At 64.2% G+C, this 19,620-nt stretch carries 20 protein-coding genes; 10 read left to right on the forward strand and 10 right to left on the reverse strand.

The features are described from left to right. Positions 1-136: 136 nt before the first annotated feature. Both K2W81_RS14155 and K2W81_RS14160 read left to right on the forward strand, forming a co-directional pair. Positions 137-1,471: an APC family permease gene (locus K2W81_RS14155; RefSeq protein ID WP_294105447.1), complete on the forward strand. Its 1,335-nt coding sequence runs from the start codon at positions 137-139 to the stop codon at positions 1,469-1,471. A 324-nt stretch (positions 1,472-1,795) separates the two neighbouring features. Further along, the gene (locus K2W81_RS14160) at positions 1,796-2,599 is read left to right on the forward strand and encodes a type II restriction endonuclease (protein WP_294105449.1); all 804 of its coding nucleotides are present in this window, start codon (positions 1,796-1,798) and stop codon (positions 2,597-2,599) included. On the opposite strand, the gene K2W81_RS14165 is transcribed toward K2W81_RS14160, so the two are convergent. Together K2W81_RS14165 and dcm are read right to left on the reverse strand one after the other, a co-directional pair. After that, the gene (locus K2W81_RS14165; protein ID WP_366932267.1) at positions 2,568-2,972 is read right to left on the reverse strand and encodes a very short patch repair endonuclease; all 405 of its coding nucleotides are present in this window, start codon (positions 2,970-2,972) and stop codon (positions 2,568-2,570) included. The two genes, K2W81_RS14160 and K2W81_RS14165, sit on opposite strands and share 32 nt — an antisense overlap. A 28-nt stretch (positions 2,973-3,000) precedes the next feature. Beyond that, positions 3,001-4,242 (reverse strand): DNA (cytosine-5-)-methyltransferase, encoded by a 1,242-nt coding sequence (dcm, locus tag K2W81_RS14170; protein ID WP_294105481.1) that lies wholly within the window; start codon positions 4,240-4,242, stop codon positions 3,001-3,003. A 249-nt stretch (positions 4,243-4,491) separates the two neighbouring features. Here dcm and K2W81_RS14175 point away from each other — a divergent pair, with 249 nt between their 5' ends. Further along, positions 4,492-5,523: a hypothetical protein gene (locus K2W81_RS14175; protein WP_294105453.1), complete on the forward strand. Its 1,032-nt coding sequence runs from the start codon at positions 4,492-4,494 to the stop codon at positions 5,521-5,523. A gap of 165 nt (positions 5,524-5,688) precedes the next feature. Then, positions 5,689-6,054: a hypothetical protein gene (locus tag K2W81_RS14180; protein ID WP_294105455.1), complete on the forward strand. Its 366-nt coding sequence runs from the start codon at positions 5,689-5,691 to the stop codon at positions 6,052-6,054. A gap of 242 nt (positions 6,055-6,296) precedes the next feature. Here K2W81_RS14180 and K2W81_RS14185 read toward each other — a convergent pair whose 3' ends face one another. Continuing rightward, complete coding sequence (locus K2W81_RS14185) at positions 6,297-6,644, reverse strand: DUF2794 domain-containing protein (RefSeq protein ID WP_294105457.1); 348 nt, start codon at positions 6,642-6,644, stop codon at positions 6,297-6,299. Further along, positions 6,644-7,339, reverse strand: a complete 696-nt coding sequence (gene epsC, locus K2W81_RS14190) for a serine O-acetyltransferase EpsC (RefSeq protein WP_294105459.1) — start codon at positions 7,337-7,339, stop codon at positions 6,644-6,646. The genes K2W81_RS14185 and epsC overlap by 1 nt, the downstream gene beginning before the upstream one ends. A 198-nt stretch (positions 7,340-7,537) precedes the next feature. Here epsC and K2W81_RS14195 point away from each other — a divergent pair, with 198 nt between their 5' ends. The 3 genes from K2W81_RS14195 (at position 7,538) to K2W81_RS14205 (ending at position 9,952) form a co-directional block, all read left to right on the forward strand. Then, a complete protein-coding gene (locus tag K2W81_RS14195) occupies positions 7,538-8,281 on the forward strand; it encodes a sulfite exporter TauE/SafE family protein (RefSeq protein ID WP_294105461.1) in 744 nt (247 codons plus the stop codon). Positions 8,282-8,345: 64 nt separating this feature from the next. Next, entirely contained in the window at positions 8,346-9,245 is a 900-nt protein-coding gene (locus K2W81_RS14200) for a hydrogen peroxide-inducible genes activator (RefSeq protein ID WP_294105463.1), read from the forward strand. 122 nt (positions 9,246-9,367) lie between these two features. Then, the gene (locus tag K2W81_RS14205) at positions 9,368-9,952 is read left to right on the forward strand and encodes a fasciclin domain-containing protein (RefSeq protein ID WP_294105464.1); all 585 of its coding nucleotides are present in this window, start codon (positions 9,368-9,370) and stop codon (positions 9,950-9,952) included. 202 nt (positions 9,953-10,154) lie between these two features. Here K2W81_RS14205 and K2W81_RS14210 read toward each other — a convergent pair whose 3' ends face one another. The 3 genes from K2W81_RS14210 to pgsA form a co-directional block, all read right to left on the reverse strand. Next, on the reverse strand, positions 10,155-10,619 hold the full coding sequence (locus tag K2W81_RS14210; protein WP_294105466.1) for a molybdenum cofactor biosynthesis protein MoaE: 465 nt from the start codon (positions 10,617-10,619) through the stop codon (positions 10,155-10,157). Further along, entirely contained in the window at positions 10,616-10,873 is a 258-nt protein-coding gene (moaD, locus tag K2W81_RS14215) for a molybdopterin converting factor subunit 1 (protein ID WP_294105468.1), read from the reverse strand. The genes K2W81_RS14210 and moaD overlap by 4 nt, the downstream gene beginning before the upstream one ends. Positions 10,874-11,061: 188 nt before the next feature. Then, positions 11,062-11,613, reverse strand: coding sequence for a CDP-diacylglycerol--glycerol-3-phosphate 3-phosphatidyltransferase (gene pgsA, locus K2W81_RS14220; RefSeq protein WP_294105469.1), 552 nt, complete (start codon positions 11,611-11,613; stop codon positions 11,062-11,064). Positions 11,614-11,734: 121 nt separating this feature from the next. Here pgsA and K2W81_RS14225 point away from each other — a divergent pair, with 121 nt between their 5' ends. Continuing rightward, entirely contained in the window at positions 11,735-13,033 is a 1,299-nt protein-coding gene (locus tag K2W81_RS14225) for an MFS transporter (protein WP_294105471.1), read from the forward strand. Positions 13,034-13,145: 112 nt separating this feature from the next. On the opposite strand, the gene K2W81_RS14230 is transcribed toward K2W81_RS14225, so the two are convergent. From K2W81_RS14230 to K2W81_RS14240, 3 genes are all read right to left on the reverse strand, one after another. Next, positions 13,146-13,610, reverse strand: a complete 465-nt coding sequence (locus tag K2W81_RS14230) for a GNAT family N-acetyltransferase (RefSeq protein WP_294105473.1) — start codon at positions 13,608-13,610, stop codon at positions 13,146-13,148. A gap of 110 nt (positions 13,611-13,720) precedes the next feature. Continuing rightward, a complete protein-coding gene (locus tag K2W81_RS14235) occupies positions 13,721-13,894 on the reverse strand; it encodes a hypothetical protein (RefSeq protein ID WP_294105475.1) in 174 nt (57 codons plus the stop codon). A gap of 245 nt (positions 13,895-14,139) precedes the next feature. Next, on the reverse strand, positions 14,140-15,987 hold the full coding sequence (locus K2W81_RS14240; RefSeq protein ID WP_294105476.1) for an amidohydrolase family protein: 1,848 nt from the start codon (positions 15,985-15,987) through the stop codon (positions 14,140-14,142). 164 nt (positions 15,988-16,151) lie between these two features. Here K2W81_RS14240 and K2W81_RS14245 point away from each other — a divergent pair, with 164 nt between their 5' ends. Then, entirely contained in the window at positions 16,152-17,234 is a 1,083-nt protein-coding gene (locus tag K2W81_RS14245) for a succinylglutamate desuccinylase/aspartoacylase family protein (protein ID WP_294105477.1), read from the forward strand. Positions 17,235-17,379: 145 nt separating this feature from the next. Then, a partial coding sequence (locus K2W81_RS14250; RefSeq protein WP_294105478.1) for a TonB-dependent receptor plug domain-containing protein occupies positions 17,380-19,620 on the forward strand: 2,241 nt, incomplete at its 3' end.

Raw genomic sequence — 19,620 nt, forward strand, 5'->3', positions numbered from 1 at the left:
GACCGGACGGCTGAGATGACGCCGCAGTCGGGCAGCGAACAGTCGCTGTCGATCCTGCGCAAGCTGCAGGGGCAGTAGACCCGGCCGGGGGCTGCGCCGATTGCAGCCCCCGCAACCTTGTGCGACGCTTGGCGCGATGACGCCATCTTCCCCTGGCCCGGCCGAGCAGCCCGCAACCGGCAGCCTGATCCGCAGCGTCGGCCCATGGGGGCTGGCGGCAATGATCCTGAACGGGTTGATCGGCGCGGCGATATTCGGCCTGCCCGCCACCGTTGCCCAGGCCGCCGGTATCTGGGCGCCTTTCGTCATTCTGATGGTGGCCGCAGCAATGCTCACCGTGCTGCTGGTGATGGCGCGGTTGGCGGCACTGTTCGATGGCACGGGCGGCCCGATCCAATATGTCGAAGCTGCCTTTGGCCGACCCGTAGCGTTTCAGATCGGCTGGATGCAATTGCTGTCGACGACGGCCGCCGCTGCCGCCAACGTCAACCTGCTTGCCGATTATGCGCTGCGCGGCTGGCCCGCCGCAGGCAGCAGCCCTTGGGCGCACAGCGGCATCGTGCTTGCGGCGCTATCGCTGATTTTGATCGTCACGCTCAACCGCACGAGCGGCATCGCGCGAACCCTTGCCGTGCTTGCGGTCATCAAGCTCGTGCCGCTCGTGCTGCTTGTCGTGCTCGCCGTGCCGATGATGGTCGCAGAGATCGGCCCTGCGCTGGCGTCGGCGCGGGTACCCGCGCCATCGTCGCTGACGCAAGCGGCGCTGCTGTGTGCCTATGCGCTGGTCGGGTTTGAGGCAGCGCTGACGGTGGCGGGCGAGGCGCGTGACCCCAAGCGCGATTTTCCGCGCGCGCTGGTGATGGTGTTCGTCACAGTGGCGCTGCTCTATGCGCTGCTGATCTGGGGCTATGTCGTCACAACCCCGGCCACCGGCGTGCCCGACAAGGCGCCGCTGGTATCAATGGCCGTCGCGTTGATCGGCGGTATCGGCGGGCTGATCCTGCTCGCGACGGCGACCGTTTCGATTTTCGCCAATGTGCTGAACAACATGCTGTTCCTGTCGCGCCGACTGGTGGCGATGGAGGCACTCGGCGGCTTGCCCGCACTGTTTGGCCGGATACGCGCGGTTGACGCCGTGCCGCGCAATGCCGTGATCAGCATCATGGCCGTCGTGGTCGCCTTGTCGCTCAGCGGCGGGTTTGTGGCACTGGCGGTGTTGAGCGTGGCGTCGCGCCTGATCGTCTATCTCGCCTGCATCGCGGCACTGCCCGTGATCGAGCGGCGCGCGGGCCAATCACCGTCGATCAGCGGCAGCGCGGTCATCGTCGCAGCCGCGATCACCTGCACCGGACTGATCGCCGGGAGCGAGGCGGCATCATGGCGCGCGATGGCGGGCGCGGCGCTGGTTGGCGCCGTTCTGTACGTCGGCAATCGCCTCTGGCGCGTGCGCGCTGGAGTGCCGGTTCGCTGACCGCGCTGCGTCTTGCGGCGGCAGGGCAGCGGATCGAGGGGCGAAAGGTTATGAAAGTTACGACCTCCGCAGGGGGGGTCATGGCGTTGCCCGCGCCCGGATGGCCCGAGATGCGTTATGGCCGACGATGGGAAAGAGCTGTGTCGGCACGACGCTGACACAGCTTTTCCTACATTGGTAGGGCCATTCCAAAGGACCGTGACGGGGCTTTGCCCGTCTCTTTTTCTCCGGCTGTATCGTACCAAGACCTGCCGCCGCGCTGCAAGCATCGCTCAGGAAAGCGCCGCAGTTTGTCATGCTCTTCAATGCTGCTAACAGTCAGTGATGACTGCGCCGACATCCGCGAAATTGCTCGAAGAATTCGACTCCGCAAAGGTGGTGGCCCGCGCCTTGTTCGCGGACAGTACACTGCGGATGCCAAGCGCGATTGCGGTCACGCGCCAAGCTATCCTGGAAGCCTTGGGCGAACCGCCGTTCGATTTGAACTACATCAAGGACAATTTCAGCCGTCTGGTTTCGGACGTACAAAGCCGCGCATACGGCCTGTATCTTGAGGCAGAACGAAGAATTTGCGGCCCCGTGCTTGCTGATTACGTTGGTTCCCAAACAGTCGGAGAGGGCAAGGACAATGTGCTCAATTCACTGTCCGCTTCTTTTTTCGTTCTGGACCGGTTTTGCCTCAGCCTGACCCAAAGTCGGCGAACCCGGGCAGGTTCGGCTTTCGAAACCGTGGTCACGACGCTCTTTGAAGCTTTGGGATACCCTTACACGTTTCAGCCTGAACTTTCTGGCAGCAAACCGGATTTCGTGCTGCCGAATTTGGCGCACTACGGCCAGTTCGCCGCAGACTGCCTGATTTTTACGTGCAAACGCAGTCTTAGAGAACGCTGGCGGCAGGTTGTTACCGAAGGACTGACCGGGCAGGCGTTTTATCTGGCGACGATCGACGAAGATCTGACCGCTGCCGAACTTGAAAAGATGAAAGGTCGCAACGTTATCGTCGTCGTTCCGGTAACGATCAAAAGCAAATTCTATGCGACGGCCCTCAACGTGATCAGTTTTGAAGTATTTTTCGATCATCACCTCGATCCAGCCGTCAATCGCTGGAAAGCTCACGGCGTGATCTGATCAGGAAACCCAGCGAATCGAGCTTCTTGCCGACCGTGTCGGCACTCCGGCGCAATTCGCATTCCCACACGGTTTCGGCGGTCCATCCCATTGCCGCCAGGTCAGCCAGTACCTCATCGTGACGTCGACGGTTTCGTTCGATCTTGGTACGCCAGAATGCTTCGCGGCTTTTCGGCCATTTGAATGCGGGGCAATCATGCCCGTGCCAGAAACAGCCATGCACGAAAATCACGGCCCGGTACTTGGGCAGTACGATATCGGGCTTGCCCGGCAGATAGCGTGGATGCAGCCGGTACCGAAAGCCGCGCGCATGCAGGCCCCTACGGACGATCATTTCGGGTTTCGTGTCCTTCCCCCTGATTCCGGCCATCATCCGGCTACGGGTTTCGGGCGAGACGACGTCAGCCACCGGCGGGCACGGGCAGACGTTCCCGCGCTTGAGCCGGAATGTCGCTTCCCAGCGCCTTGGCGAGCCAGGGCTTCATGGCATTTGCCAGAAATTCGACGACCGGCACGACGACCGCATTGCCGAACTGGCGATAGGCCTGAGTATCCGAAACCGCGATGTGCCAGCGCCGGTCACCACGGTCGAAACCCATGAGCCGTGCACATTCCAGCGGCGTCAGGCGACGGGGCCGGTTGCCCGGCTGGGCGATCAGGATTTCGGAGCCATCCTTGTAGTAGCGTGCCGACAAGGTGCGGGTGACGTCGTCTGGCCCGAACAGGCTGTAGCCAAACCCGTTCCCCTTCGCCGCGTGCTTGTCGCGATAGGCCTGCAAATACGCCCAAAGACGCGGCGTCAGGGTATATTTCGGATCGACCTCGTCATGCGGCTGCAAGATACTGCCGAGCTTCGGACCGCTTTCGGCGGACGGCAGCTCAAGTCCGTCAAGATCGAACCCGGAGCGCTCGCGGAATCCGACGATGAAAATGCGCTCGCGCTTCTGCGGTACCCAGGGCGACGAACTGATAACGCGGGTCTGGACGTGATAGCCCAGTTCGTTTCTCAGCACGTTCAGGATCGTCGCGAACGTCTTGCCGCCGTCATGCCCTTCGAGGTTCTTGACGTTTTCCAGAACAAATGCAGCAGGCCGGTGATGGGCAATGATCTGGGCGGTGTCGAAAAACAGCGTGCCCTGGGTATCGCACAGGAAGCCGTGCGGACGACCGAGTGCGTTCTTCTTCGAAACGCCCGCGATGGAAAACGGCTGGCATGGAAATCCTGCCAGCAAGACATCATGTTCGGGGATAAGGTCGGGATCTTCTGAATAGCGGCGCACATCGCCATGCACCGGGTGATTGTCGCGAAAATTGCGTTGATAGGTTTCCTGTGCGTTGCGGTCCCATTCCGACGTGAAGACGCAATGACCGCCGATCCCCTGAAACCCGATCCGCAATCCGCCGATGCCCGCGAACAGGTCGATAAAGCGAAATGCCGTTTCGTCGTTGGCGCGCTGCGTTGAAGGCTCAGGACGACTGTACCGGATCAATGTTTCGAGCGCACGATATACCGCTGCCTTGGGGGCAGTCTCGCCCCGCTCCCACCGGTAAACCGTGCTCGGGGAATAGCCCAGCTCAGGGGCGAGTTCCTCGATACTCATGCCGCTGAGTTGACGCAGTTCAAAGAAGGAAAGCTGGGTCATCCGCTGCTCCGCTGGGTGGATTTTTGGCAAAATGCCAGGGTTTACCCTAGATCGCAAGAACAAAATAAAAACGAAAACCTTCGGCGGCGGATGATGCCCGACGACGAAGCCGATCAGCTCCGCTTCGAATTCGCGCAGGAAATCGAGCGGCTGAAACTCGCGGCCTGAGGCCCGAAGCCGCCCCACCTCACCGTATTGCGTCACCAACACACTTGTGCTAAACCCCTCCCCAACAGGGAAGGAATGGCCATGTATAGTGAAAGCGATATCGAAAATGCGGTGGCGGCGGGGGTGATTACGCCCGAAGCCGCCGCCGCGTTCCGCAACCATACGGCGGGGCTGCGTCAGGCGCCTGCGGTCGACGAAGAGCAGTTCAAGCTGCTGACCGGCTTCAACGACATTTTCGTCGCGATTGCGCTGCTGCTGTCGCTCGGCGCGATCGGGCAGATCGGCTGGCAGATCATGCAGCCATTGGGCGGCGCGGCGGTGGCGGCTTCGGCATGGCTGTTCGCGGAGTATTTCACCCGCAAGCGGCGGATGGCGCTCCCGTCGATCCTGCTGCTGCTCGCCTTTGCCGGCGGTGTTGCGGCGACGATGATCGGCACGCTGATCCGCCTCGACATCGATGTGCCTGAGCGGACCGCCGCGCTGATCATGGGCGGTGTTGCGCTGGTGACGGCGGGCGCGACCTGGCTGCATTGGCGCCGGTTCATGGTGCCGATCACGGTCGCGGCAGGCGCGATTGCGCTGGTCGCGACGGCGGCGGCGACGCTGGTCGGGGCGCTCGGGCTGGGCGAGACTGCGGTCTATCCGATCGCGCTGGCGGGTGGCCTCGGCGTGTTCGCGCTGGCGATGTGGTGGGACGTGTCCGACCGCGAGCGCCGCACGCGCCGCTCCGACGTGGCGTTCTGGCTGCACCTCGCCGCCGCGCCGCTGATCGCGCACCCGATCTTCCACATGCTCGGCGTGCTCGACAACAATGTCGACGCGGCGCGCGCGCTGCTGGTGATCGGGCTGTATCTGGTGTTCGCCTTTGTCGCGCTGGCGGTCGATCGCCGCGCGCTGCTGGTGTCGAGCCTCGCCTATGTTCTCTACGCGATGTACGGCCTCATCCAGCAGACCGGCGCGGTCGAGCTGAGCGCGGCGCTCACCGCCTTTGTCATCGGCTCGGCGCTGCTGACCCTTTCTGTCTTCTGGCACCAGATGCGGCGCACCGTGGTCGCACTGCTCGGCGGCCTCAAGGATCGCCTGCCCCCGGTGCAGACGATGGTCCCGGCTTGAGTTAGCCCCTCTAGCTGGTTGGTACGAAACTTCACCCCCGGTGGTTCGCGCCACCGGGGGATTTTTTGTGGGGGTGGAGGGGCGGCTGTGGGTGAAAAGCGGAGCGATCCGCTCACATGGGAAAGGAGGCTTGTAAAGCCCGCTTCGTAGTGAGACCATGCCAAGATGCTGTTTCGCACGGTCCTTTTGGCGGCGATTACCGCCTTTGCATTGCTCTACTGGCAAATGGTCTGCGACGTGACTGGCGTCAATGAGCCGTGGGACGCTGCGGACTTCTTGAGCAAATGGTATCCCTTCGCGCTAGCGGCTTCCGCCGTAAGCGGTTTCTGGCTGAGGTTGTGGGGATGGTCCGCCGGTTTGATCATCATTTTCGCCCAGCTTCCCGTAATGCTGCTCAACTCCGGCAGCGGCCCGCTCTTGGTCGTTGGCCTGATCTTGCTCGTCGGGTTCGCCTTTCCCGCTTCTCTAATTTCGGCTGCTGCCGGTCAGATAGCTACCCTCGTCGCGCCGACCAATAAGGAAGCGAAGTAGGGCCCACTATTTGACGACAGCCGTCATTACCCAAATCGTCACCCCGGCCTTGTGCCGGGGCCCACTGGGCCGCGCTCGAGTCGATAGAGGCTTGAGCGGCTCGTCCGGTTGCGCGGTGGGCCCCGGCACAAGGCCGGGGTGACGAACGAAGTGCGACTCGCGTCCTGATAGACGGCTGTCGCCCTCACCCTTCCGCCGCTTTGCGGCTCCCTCCCTCTCCCGATGGGAGAGGGAAGCCAGTCCTACTCCGCCACCAGCTTCAGCAGCCGCCGTTCGACGGGCGCGAGCACCGGCGCGAGGTCATGCCCGCGCTTGAGCACCGCGCCTTGCTCACCGATCAGCGCCCACATCCCCTGCTTCCCGCGCAAGGCCGGGCGCTTCTCGATCCGAAACTCCGGGCGTTCGGTTGCGCGGCGGAAGGCGGCGAAGATCGCGGCGTCGCGACCGAGATCGATTGCATAGTCGCGCCAATGCCCTGCCGCGACCATCCGGCCATAAAGGTCGAGGATTCGGGTCAGCTCGGCGCGCTCGAAACCGACTTGGGCCGGCGCGCGCCCCGACTGCACCGGAAAGGGCGTCACCGTCCCCATCAGGCGCGGTCGCGCAGCTCCTCAGGCCCATGGCCGTCGCGCTCGGCCTTGAGGGCTGCCAGTTCCTTGCGGAGTTGGTCCATCTCGCAGCGCAGCAGCTCGAACTTCTGCGTTTCGGGGTCGAACATGTCGCGGCACGGCGTACCGTAAGGGACGAAGCCCGTCTCGCTGCGCCCGCCTTCGATCATCGTTGGCCGCGCGGGGATGCCGACCATCACGGCGCCCGGCACGACATCCTTGGTCACCACCGCATTGGCGCCGACGCGCGCGCCGGTCCCCACCGTGATCGGCCCGAGCACCTGCGCACCCGAGCCGATGATGACATTGTCGGCGAGTGTCGGGTGGCGCTTGCCCGCGACGCCATTGTCGGGGCTGGTGCCGCCCAAGGTCACGCATTGGTAGATGGTGACGTTATCGCCGATCTGCGCGGTCTCGCCGATCACGGTGAAGCCATGGTCGATGAAGAAATTGCGGCCGATCGTCGCGCCCGGGTGGATGTCGATCGAGGTCAGGATGCGCGACAGGTGATTGACGACGCGCGCGAGGAAATAGAGCTCCGACCGGTAGAGGCTGTGCGCGACCCGGTGCAGGCCAAGCGCCAGCACGCCGGGATAGAGCATGATTTCCCAGCGCGATCGCGGCGCCGGATCGCGCGCCTTGATCGAATCGAGATAGGTGGTCAGGCGCTCAAACATCGGCCGCAATCCATTTCAGGCTCTTGAGCGCGATATCTAGTGACTCCGTTCGACGAAATCCATGACCCGTTGGTCGTGCAGTTTAGCGCCACAAATCCTATCTTTCTTGTCGGAAATTTTGGCGGCGCCTAGCGTTGGGGTGTTCTGCGGCGGCATTGATCGTCGAAACCGAATAGGACCCGCCGATTGTCTTGGGATTTGACCAGCCTGCTCCCGTTCATTGCGGTCGGTTTCCTGGCCCAGGCGATCGATGGCGCGCTGGGCATGGCGTTTGGCGTGGTCAATTCGACCCTGCTTGTCAGCATTATGGGGGTGTCACCGGCGGTTGCCTCGGCGAGTGTGCATGCGGTCGAGACGTTCACCACGGCGGCGTCGGGCACCAGCCATGTGCTCCACCGCAATGTCGACTGGCGGCTGTTTCGGCGGCTGGTGATCCCTGGGCTGATCGGCGGCGCGCTGGGGGCTTATGTGCTCGCCGGGCTCGACGCGGGCGTCGCCAAGCCGTTCGTGATGGCCTATCTCGCGCTGGTCGGACTTTACCTGCTGTACCGCGCGTGGCGGGGGGCACCGAAGCTGCGCGAGCCGCGGATCGTCGCGCCGCTCGGCTTTATCGGCGGCTTCCTCGACGCGGTTGGCGGCGGCGGATGGGGGCCGGTGGTTACCTCGAACCTGCTGGTGCAAGGCGCGAGCCCGCGCAGCACGATCGGCACGGTCAACACGTCCGAATTCTTCCTGACCGCGACCATCTCGGCGACGTTCATCGCGACGATGGGCTTTGCCGCGTTTACGGTCGCCACTGCCGGAATTCTGATCGGCGGACTCGCTGCCGCCCCGTTCGGCGCGGTGATCGCCAAGCGCGTTCCCGCCCGCCCATTGATGGCGCTGGTGGGCGCGCTGCTGACGATCACCAGCGGCTATACGATCTGGTCGGCGCTGCGCTGACACGGGGCGATTAAGTGGACAAACAGCTCTGTTGGACGTAATTGATCGATTGGAGCGATCAATCATGACGACCTATCTGCCCACGCTGAAGCAGTTGCAATATCTGGTCGCGCTGCGCGATCATGGCCATTTCGGGCGCGCGGCGGACACGTGTTTCGTGACGCAATCGACCCTGTCGGCGGGCCTGCGCGAGCTCGAAACACTGATCGGTGTGACGCTGGTTGAACGCACGCGCCGCGTCGTGCGCTTCACGCCAGTGGGTGAGCGCATCACCGACAAGGCGCGCCGGGTGCTGCGCGAGGCCGAAGAGCTGGGCGATCTCGCGCGCGCGGCGGGCCAGCCGCTGTCGGGCGACATGCGGATGAGCGTGATCCCGACAATCGCGCCGTTCATGCTGCCGCGCATCCTGCCCCGGCTGCGCACCGACTATCCCGATCTGAAGCTCTATCTGCGCGAGGAGCCGAGCGGCGCGGCGTGCGAAGGACTCCACAACGGCCGCACCGATTGCGTGCTGCTGGCGCTGCCCTTTGCCAGCGGCGACGTTGCGTCGGCGCCCCTGTTCGCCGACCGGTTGTTCGTCGCCTTCCCCGAACAGGAATATGCCCCCTGCCCGACCAGCATCGCCGCCGCCGACATCGACGAGACGCGGCTGCTGCTGCTTGAGGACGGGCATTGCCTGAAAGATCATGCGCTGTCGGCATGCAACCGCCCCGAATTGCGCGCCGAAGCGACGATGCTCGGCACCTCGCTCCACACGATCGTCCAGATGGTCGACAATGGACTGGGCGTGACGATCCTGCCCGAAATGGCGATCGACGCGGGCATTTTGGCGCACACCCGTGTTGCCGCGCGCCCGCTCGACGCCGCCCATCCCACGCGCGACATTGCGCTGATCTGGCGGCGGGCCTCGCCGCGCGAGCGCGACTTCCGCTTGCTGGCCGAGGTGCTCGCCGAAGCGCGCTAACCGCGCGCTGCACTGCGGCGACGATCTTGCATTGCCGCAAAATTGCAACCAAACTGACTTTAACTCGTATCTGACAGGCGCTCGCCGTCCGGTCGCGAGCCGAACCCCTCACGGAGTAAGCAATGCTTTTTTCGATTTTGTCGCTCGCTGCCGCCCCGATCATCGCGCAGGCGCAGCCCGCTCCCGCCCAGACGCCGCCTGCGGCGCCCGCGGCCGCGCCCAACCCAAAGGTCGGCGGCGCCGATATGATCGCCACCAAGACGATCGTCGAAAACGCCGCTGCCGCGCCCAATTTGTCGACGCTGGTTGCGGCGGTGAAGGCAGCCGGTCTGGTCGAAACGCTGGTGGGGCCGGGTCCGTTCACGGTGTTCGCGCCGACCAATGATGCGTTTGGCCGCCTTGCCCCCGGCACGGTCGACGCGCTGCTCAAGCCCGAATCGAAGCCCACGCTCACCAAGATCCTGACCTACCACGTCGTGCCCGGCGCCATCAGTGGGCTGCAACTGCTCGACATGATCAAGGCCGGCGGCGGCAAGACGGTGCTGACGACGGTCGCGGGCGAACCGCTGACGGTCGAACTTGATAGCGGTGCGGTCAAGCTGACCGATTCGAACGGCAACCCGGCCTATGTCGAGATTCCCGACGTGCGCCAGTCGAACGGCGTCGTGCATGTCATCAACGGCGTGCTGATTCCGAAGCTGACTTAAGGGGCACGGGCGCGTCACCTTGACGATAGTCTGGGTGACGCGTTTGCAGGTTCTGTTTGGCGTCAACGTCGGCGGAATTGGATTTCACCACCACCCATCCTGTTAGTGTCGAGCGAAGTCGAGACACGGCTGGCATCGCGAGCGGCCTGTTTCTCGACTGCGCTCGAAACGAACGGGGGGTGGGTATAAGCGGCGGGGTCTGTCAGTCAGCAGGCCGGTCCGCCGAAGGACCAGACCAACGCGCGGCGGCGGCGTCATCGCCCGCGCGTGCTTCGACCCAGCGCGCGCCTTCCGCCAACACTTCGCGCTTCCAGAAGGGCGCGCCGGTCTTGAGCCGGTCGATCAGGAAGGCGCAACCATCGAGCGCGGGCGCGCGGTGGGCAGCGGCGGCGCCGACGAATACGACCCGGTCCCCCGGTATCATGCGCCCGACGCGGTGGACGATCACGACCGCGAGCAAATCCCAACGATCGCGTGCCTGCGTCGCGAGCGCGGTCAGCGCGGCTTCGGTCGCGCCGGGGTAATGTTCGAGTTCGAGCGCGGTCACGCCGTCATCGGCGCGGACCAGCCCGGTGAAACTTGCGACGCCCCCTGCCCCCGCCACTTCGACCCGCGCGAGTTCAGCCGCGAGATCGATCGGCTGTTCAGTAACGACAACGCGGATCATCCGCCCGTCACCGGCGGAAAGAGCGCGATTTCGCGCGCGCCTGCGATGGGCGTGTCGAGCGGCACAAATTGCTGGTCGATCGCCGCGCGCAACCGGTCGCGATCGGCAAAGGCGCGCGCATGCCCCTCGCTCGCCGCACTCAGCCAGTCGATCAGGCCACTGATCGTCACGACGTCCTCCGGCGGCGTCACGCTCTCCGACCCCGTGCCGACAGCCTCGCGCACCCAGGCGAAATAGAGCATCTCGATCGTCATTCGCTAATGCTCCGATTCACGAAACGACCTGAGGCATTCATCCACGACCCCGATCCCAACCCGTTTGCCCTGAGCTTGTCGAAGGGCCGTCCTTCTTTTGCGGTGAGGTCGAAGAAGAAAGACGGTGCTTCGACAGGCTCAGCACGAACGGGGATAGGGTCGGGAATGAGTTTCGGGCGCACGATCACTCAGTCCATGTGCCGCAGGCCGACGCGCAGATAGTCGTAACCGGTCACCAGCGTCAGCGCCGCCGCCAGCCACAGCGCGACCAGCCCGACCGTAGCAATCCACGCCACGCCCGGCAGCGCCCCCGCCAAAATCAGCGCGCCGAGCGCGACGATCTGCAGCGTCGTCTTCCATTTGGCGAGCATCGACACGGGCACCGACACCTGCAACCCGGCAAGGAATTCGCGCAGGCCCGACACAGCGATCTCGCGCAGCAGGATCACCAGCGCCGCAATCACATGCACCCCCTCGATCGCGCGCACCGCGACCAGCAGCAGGATGACGGCGGCGACCATGACCTTGTCGGCGATCGGATCGAGGAAAATCCCAAGCTTCGACACAGTTCCCTGTGCGCGCGCGAGATAGCCGTCGAGATAATCGGTGACGCCGAGCACGCAGTAGAGCGCGAACGCCGCCGCATAGCCTGCGGTCCAATTGGGCCACCACAGCAGCAGCGCAAGCAGCGGCACCGCGACAATGCGGCTGAGCGTCAGGATATTGGGCAGGGTCAACACCGTGCCGCTCTAGCCGTGCGCGCAGCGGCATGAAAGCACCCCCACGAAACAGATTGCCGCATTTGCGACACCTCGGCTATGCGGCTTTCACAGAATCGCCATAAAGGTCTCGAAATTTGCCATGCTGAATGCGCTCGGGCTACTCAAAGAGCGCCGTTTCCTGCCGCTGTTCACCACCCAGTTTCTCGGCGCGTTCAACGACAATCTGTTCAAGACGGCGATGGTCCTGTTTGCGACCTATCAAATCTATAACGACGCGCGGATGGAGCAGAATTTCAACGCGCTCGCGACCGCGTTCGGCATCCTGCCCTTTTTCCTGCTGTCGGCGCTGTCGGGGCAATTGGCCGACACTTATGACAAGGCGCGGATCATCCGCATCGTCAAAACCGCCGAAATCCTGATCATGATCGTCGGCTCGGCCGGATTGCTGATCGCGCATGCCGGCTATTCGACGGCGGGAATCGCGCTGATGCTGCTCGCGGTGCTCGGGCTTGGCATTCATTCGACCTTCTTCGGCCCGATCAAATATGCGATCCTGCCGCAGCATTTGCACGAAGACGAAGTGCTTGGCGGGACCGGTCTCGTTGAAGCCGCGACCTATCTCGCGATCCTGTCGGGCACGGTGATGGCGGGTGTGCTGGCCAAATTGCCGGCCGAAGTCACCGTTGTCGCGGTACTCACGATTGCGCTGGTCGGCTGGCTGACCGCGATGCTGGTGCCAGCCGCGCCCCGGCTCGGGCCGATGCTCAAGGTCAGCTATAATCCGCTGTCGTCGTCGTGGCGGGTGGTGAGCGCCACCATGCACATCCCCCGGCTGTTCATGGCGATCTGCGCGATCAGCTTCTTCTGGTCGATGGGCGCGGTGCTGATCGTCGTGTTCCCGGCGCTCGTCAAAAATGTGCTGACCGCCGACGAAGCCGTCACCACGCTCGTCATTGCGCTGTTTTCGATCGGCGTTGCGATCGGATCGGTGGCGATCAACGCGCTGCTCGGCGGGCATACCTCGGCCAAATATGCCCCGCAATCGGTGATCGCGATGGGGCTGTGCGTCGTTGGTTTTTCGGCGCTGTGTCGCGGCTGGACGCCCGCCCCGCCGGGCACGCTTTATGGCATCATGCCGTTTCTGGCGCTGCCGATGGGCTGGCTGGTCATCGCCACGCTGATGGCCATCGCGATTACCGGCGGCATGTTCGTGGTGCCGCTCTATGCGTTTCTGACGACGACCGTGGGCAAGGATGAAACCGCGCGCACGGTGGCGGCGAACAATATCGTCAATGCCGGTGCGATGACCTGCGGCACGCTGATCGTAATCGGGCTGGGGGTGGCGGGATTGCAGCCGCAGAACACGATCCTGCTGGTCGCGGCGATGTCACCCGTCGCCGCCTGGCTCGCGTGGCGGCTGCACCAGCTCTGCGATTGATCTCAGGCCGTAACCTCATGCCGATTGCTAATCGGAACGAGCGCTGAAAGGCCGACGTCGGTGGAAGGCGCTCAGGCGGATTTGCGCCGACTTGCGGCTTATCGTGCCGTTGCTAAAGCCTGAGACCCAGGAAGGAGGTTCCTGGAACCGGATTAGTCGATATCGGATCAGCAGCGACGAAGCCCAGCCGTTGATACAAGGCTTGCGCTTGCTTGAACTCGGCAAGAACGTCGAGCCTCATCTCAGAGTAGCCCGCGTCCTTGGCTTCTCCTATCAGCCGCGTGACCAGCCCATGCCCAATGCCTAGTCCTCTCGCATGAGGCCTCACGTAGAGGCGCTTCATCTCGCAAATCTCGGGGCTGACGTTGCGCAGCGCGATGCAGCCAACCAACTGCCCAAGCCGTTCAGCAACGATAAGGCGCCCGTCCGGTTGAGCGTACTTCCCCGGCAGATCGGCAAACTCGGCGTCATAACCTTGATAGTCCAAGCTTACGGTCGGACTAGCGACATACTCACGCCAAATATCCAGAACGGCCGCTGTGTCGGCCGGAAAGAAAGCATGTCGGATGGTCGTCATCGTGATTTAGGTGATTGATGATTGTGGCAGAAATCGGAGCGCGCATTCGGCTGATCCGATGGCCGGCCTTGCGGCGGAAGCGGTCAGACTGGTTTAGTTTACGGCCTCGTTCAGTAGATCAGGCTGTAGATGCAGATGAAGAAGGCCGTGAAGCTCAGCGCGAACAGCTTCAGGTCCTGATCGTCGCTGTTTGCCTTCGCTTCGACCGGCTGCGCGGGCGGGCGGATCATCCGCCGGATCGGGTGGCGCGCGGCGGGATTACGGATGGTAGCGGACGTCGACATAGCGCACAGGTTAACGCGCCGTTTACGCTTTGGTACCCGCCAAAATTGGTTAAGCGCCGTCCTGCTTCGGGACGGGGGAGCACGCTACCGGGTACTGACGTTTACCACGGTCCGACTCCGCTCCGTTCGTGTCGCGCGAAGGCTCTGTCGAGCATCGACGAGACATCGAGACACCGTGTCCACAGCCTGCGGCCTGTTTCTCGACTTCGCTCGAAACGAACGGTGGAAGGGGACGATATCGACCCCTACTCCCGCACCAGCCGGATGTCGGCGACCTCGATCCGGAACGGCCCCGGCGCCTGATTGGCGACGATCAGCAGCAGCATTGCCTCGGTCGGGTTGAAGCCCTTCAGGTCGGCGAAGGGCACCGTCACTTCGCGCCATTCCGGGCCAACGCTGAACTGCGCCACTGCGGGCAAGCGCCCTGTCGCGGGTGAAAAGCCCATCACGGCCAGACTCTTGCCTTCGCCACGCACCCAGAAGCGCAGCGCGCGCGCCGGGGCGAGATTGACGGGCTGAAACGGCTGCGCACCGGGATTAAAGCCAATCCCCGCCCAGGGCGCGATAAAATCAGCCGTGATCGCCCCGGTCATCACCAGCGATGGCTGGCCATTGGGGGCGCCACCGCCGGGCGTCAGCGCGACCGAAGACTTGCCCCCGGCAATCGAATCGGTCGACACGCTCCAGCCTGCGCCGAACGGCGCGGTGATCGCGGCCTTGCCGTCCTTCACGGCAAAGCTGGCGATCCGGCCATCGGCCGGGAGTGTCGCGGCGGCGGGTGCCGGTGCGCTCGCGGCCTGCACAAGTTCGGCCCGGCGGGCGGCGCGCAAATCATTGGCCGAACGGCCATCCTTCCAGATCTCGACAATCTTGTGGACATCACCGATGCTTAGCGTCGGATCGCCATCGACCAGCAGCAAGTCCGCCTTCAGCCCCGGCGCGATTCGCCCGCGATCAGCGAGGCGGAAAGCCTTGGCGGTCGCCCCCGTCGCCCCGCTCAGCGCTTGCGTCGGGGTCAGCCCGGCCTTCACCAGCAGGTCGAGCTCGCGGTGCAGGCTGATCCCGTACCAAGTCGCGGGGTTGCCCGCATCGGTGCCCGCCAGCACCGGCACGCCCGCCTTGGCGAGCGCCGAGATATTGGCGGCTTCGAGCGCGTCGAGCTTCGCGGTCCGGTCCTTGCCCATTGTCCGGCGCAGGCCATCGACCGTCGCCTTGGGCAACAGGCCCGCCAGGCCCGGCTGGTCGAGCAACGTCGCGGTGCCCGATCGCCCGGCAAATCCCTCAAACACGGTATAAGTCGGAACGACAAAGATGCCGTGCGCCTTGGCAAGCGCCGCAAACGCTGCGCCGCCATCCTGATCGATGAACAGATGCGCGAGGCCATCCGCCCCCGCCTCGACCGCCGTGGTCGCATCGGCAAGGCTTTGCGCATGCACTACCGCGAGCTTGCCGCGCTTGTGCGCCGCAACGACCAGCGCCTTCACCGTCGCCGCGTCGAGCGTCGGGAACGGACGGCCGACGGTGGTGCCGGGCTCGATCACAATCTTGATATAGTCTGACCCCTCGGCAACCCGCGCCGCGACCCAGGCATCGGCTTCGGCGGGTGTAGTCAGCGTCGGGACGGGCAGGCCATATTCGGTGCCATGTCCCTTGGGGACGGTGGCGAGATAGCCCGACGAATAGAGATCGGCCGCGCGCGCATTGTCGTGCCGCGCCATTTTGTCATGCGCGGCCTTGCCGACTTCGGGCGGCGAGAACATGTCGAGCTGCGTCGTTACGCCGAACAGCAGCGGGTCTTCGCCTGCCTGAAACGCATGCACATGCGCGTCGATCAGCCCGGGCAGCAGCGTCTTGCCGGTGCCGTCGACGATGCGGGTGTCGGGCGCAGGCTGCGCGCGCGGGTCGATCGCGACGATGCGGTCGCCACGGATCAGCACATCATGGCGGCCCAGACTGCGCGTGCCATCGAACACCGTGACGCTGCGGATCAAGGTGGCGGGTCCAGCGGGCGCCGGTGCCTGCCTTTGCGCGACTGCCTGCCCTGCAACCGATCCCGCAAGCAAGGCCATCGCCAATTTCGTGCGCCGTAGCATGATGCATTCCCCCCAAGCGTTGCAGCGATGCCAGATCATCCCATGCCCGTCTTATAGTTACAACACACATTCGACAGACAGTTGCGCTGACACCCACACCCGCCTTAGGAAGCGTTATCACGCGCTTTTCCGCCTTGTCGCGCGCCCTTGGTCTGGCTGCGCTGTTGCTTGCTCTTCCGGTGCAGGCGCAAACGGTGCTCACGGGCGACCGCGTCGATGGCACGCCGGTGATCGACAAGCTCGACGTCGCCGATCTCGCGGCCGGACAAGTCCATCGTTTCTGGTTCCGCGTCACTGATAACGCGATCGGGCAAGGCTGGTATGTGCCGGTGGTGGTCGTGCGCGGCGCGAAGCCGGGGCCAAAGCTGCTGCTGACAGCGGCGATCCACGGCGACGAGTTGAACGGCGTCGATGTCATCCACCGCATCGTCAACCGCGTCGATCCGGCGACGCTCAGCGGCAGCATCGTTGCGATTCCCGGGCTCAACACGCCGGGGCTGCTGCACCACAGCCGCGCCTTCACCCCCGGCGACGGGCGCGATGGCGAGAACCTCAACCGGATCATGCCCGGTGACCCGAAAAGCACCGACCGCGCCGATCGCTATGCCGCGCGGCTGTGGTCGCAGCTGATGCGGCCCAATGCCGACACCGCGATCGACCTGCACACCCAATCGCGCGGCACCGCCTATCCGATCTACGCCTTTGCGGGGTCGCCCCGCGCGCGCGAAATCGCCGAGCTGATCGGTCCCGACATGATCAAGCTCGATCCCGGCATCAGGGGAACGGTCGAGACCGAAATGCTCAAAAGCGGCGTGCCCGCCATCACGCTCGAGCTCAACCGACCCGAGATGTTCGATCGCGTGGTGATTGGCCGCGCGGTCGACGGTTTGCTGCGGGTGATGGTCGACCTGAAGATGCTCGCCCCCGGCAGCGCACCGCCGCGCCCCAAGGACCCGATCGTTGGCGATTCGCTGGCGACCGTGAAGACGAGCCGGGGCGGCTATGCGACGCTGCTGGTCGATCTGGGCGATGCCGTGACCAAGGGCCAGACCGTCGCGACGCTCGCCGATCCGTTTGGCCGCACGATCGAGACATTGACCGCACCGCAGGCCGGCTGGATCAGTTCGATCGCGACCGATCCGCTGCGCGATCCCGGCGACACGCTGATGCGGATTCTCTACACCGCGCCTTCCGCAGCCGCACCTGCCACACCGCCGCGGCGGCCCACCAAGGCCACGCGTCCTTAACCCGCGCCGCGGGTGTAACAATTTTATCACGCTCGGCGATATTTGTGCGCTGCAACCGCGAAGCGCCGTTGAGCGATTGCAAAATTATCCAACTTCTTTCAGCTTGTACATTGTCATTTTGTAATGCCTGAGGGGGCTGGAACGCATGAATATAAAGTCTTTCGTACTCGCTGGTGTGTCGGTCTGGGGAATTGCCTGCGCGACCCCGGTGATCGCGCAAACCGCCCCTGCGGCCCCCGATGCGAAGCCCGCGACCGAGAGCGAAACCGAAGTCATCGTCACCGGGAGCCGCCTGAAGCTCGATCCCAATGCCACGGCGCCGCTGCCGATCAGTTCGATCAGCGCCGATCAGCTGCGCGCGGCGGGCAATACCGACGTGACGGCGACGCTGCGCCAGATTCCGGCGCTGATTTCGTCGGGCACCGTCGCCGACTCGCTTGAGCGCGGCGCGGGTGGCGCCGGTCAGGCGACGCTCAACCTGCGCCAGCTTGGCGCCAACCGCACGCTGGTGCTGATCGACGGGATACGTCACGTCTCGGGCGTCGCGGGCTCGCAGACGGTCGACGTGTCGACGATTCCGTCTGCGTTGATCGAACGCGTCGATGTGCTCACCGGCGGCGCGTCGGCGATCTACGGTGCTGACGCCGTCACCGGCGTGGTCAACTATATCCTGAAGCGCAAGTTCACTGGCCTGTCGATCGACGCACAGGCCGGGGTGTCGGATCGCGGCGACGGCGCGAGCTATCGCATTGATGGCGCTTATGGGTTCGACTTCGCGGGCGGGCGCGGCAACATCACGATCGCGGGTGGCTACACCAACGAGAATGAAGTGCTGCTCGGCGACCGCGACTTCACGGCGGACAACGGTCGCGCCAACAATTCGACGACCTATTCCAACCCGGCGCGGCGGTTCCAGGTTGGCGATATCAATGCGACAACGACGCCCAATTTCGCCAGCTATTTCCGTGTCGGCGGGCCGGGCCCACGCACAACGCGCATCGGCTTTGGTCCAACCATCCCCACAACGCTTGCCGCGTTCCAGGCGCTGTTCCCCGGCCGCACCCCGACTGCCGCCGAACAGGCGCTGATCGACCGTGCAGCCAATTCCTCGTCGTTTGTGATCGGCAGGCAGCCGGTGTTCGGCATCAGCTCGAACGCGGGCCTTATTTTCCGGGCCGATTTCGCGCGTTTCACGACGGACATCAACCGCAACGGCATTGCCGACTGTAACGAAAGCTATGTCGGCTGGACCGGTTTCGGCGGCGGCGGCTGCTATGTGTCGACGCCGGGGGGGGGCGTGCGCATTTTCCAGGACGGCATCATCTCAACCGGCCAGAACCAGTTCGGCGGCGACGGCGCGGTCGAGCGCACCAACCAGACGTCGCTGACACCGGGCAGCGAACGCTTCTACGGCGATTTCCGCGCGCGCTTCGAATTTTCGCCCGCCGCAGAAGTCTACGTCGACGCAAAATACACCCGCAACAACGCGATTTCGCGCAATAATTACAACACTTTCTACGATTCACTGCTGATCCTGCCAGACAATCCGTTCATCCCGACCGTATTGCAGGCCGAAGCCAATGCCGCTGGCGGTCTGCGCATCAGCCGCGATTTCCTCGATCTCGGGCCCAACATCCAGACGGCCAATCGCGACACCTACCGCATTGTCGCTGGCGTGCGCGGCGAGATCACGTCGCACCTGAAATATGACGTTACGGGCAATTACGGTCGCACCGACAACAGCGTCACACAGGGCAATTCGGTGCGCTACGACCGGTTGTTCGCGGCAATTGACGTCGTGCGCGGGCCAAACGGCCAGCCGATCTGCCGGTCAGACATCAGCAACGTGCCCTATGTCGGCTCGGAGACCTTCCCGTTCATCGAGGGCGGCTTCTTCACCTTCCGCCCCGGCGACGGCCAGTGCCGCCCGGTCACGCTGTTCAACGGCGTCAATTCGGTCAGCCAGGCCGGAGTCGACTTCATCACCACACCGACGACTGACCAGTTTCGGCTGACGCAGACGGTGATCACGGCAACCGTCACGGGCGACACCGGCGGCTTCTTCAACCTGCCCGGCGGCGCGCCGCAATTTTCGGCCGGGGTGGAATATCGTCGTGAGACATCGTCGTCGCGGTTCAGCGATCTCGAGCTCGGGCTGCTCCCCGCTGGATCGCCTGCGGGTCCAGCCGGTACCTTCATCGGCGACATCTCCGCCAACCAGCAGCTCATCTTTGATCCGTCGACGCGCACGCTCAACACCGGCGGTGCGTTCGACGTGAAGGAAGTGTTCGGCGAAATCCGCTTGCCGATCCTGAAGGACAGGCCCTTCGCGCATGAACTGTCGGTCGGCGGTGCCGCGCGCTACGCTGACTATTCGAACGTCGGC

Origin of the sequence: Sphingomonas sp., assembly GCF_019749955.1 — a bacterium.
In the GTDB taxonomy this organism is placed as follows: domain Bacteria; phylum Pseudomonadota; class Alphaproteobacteria; order Sphingomonadales; family Sphingomonadaceae; genus Sphingomonas.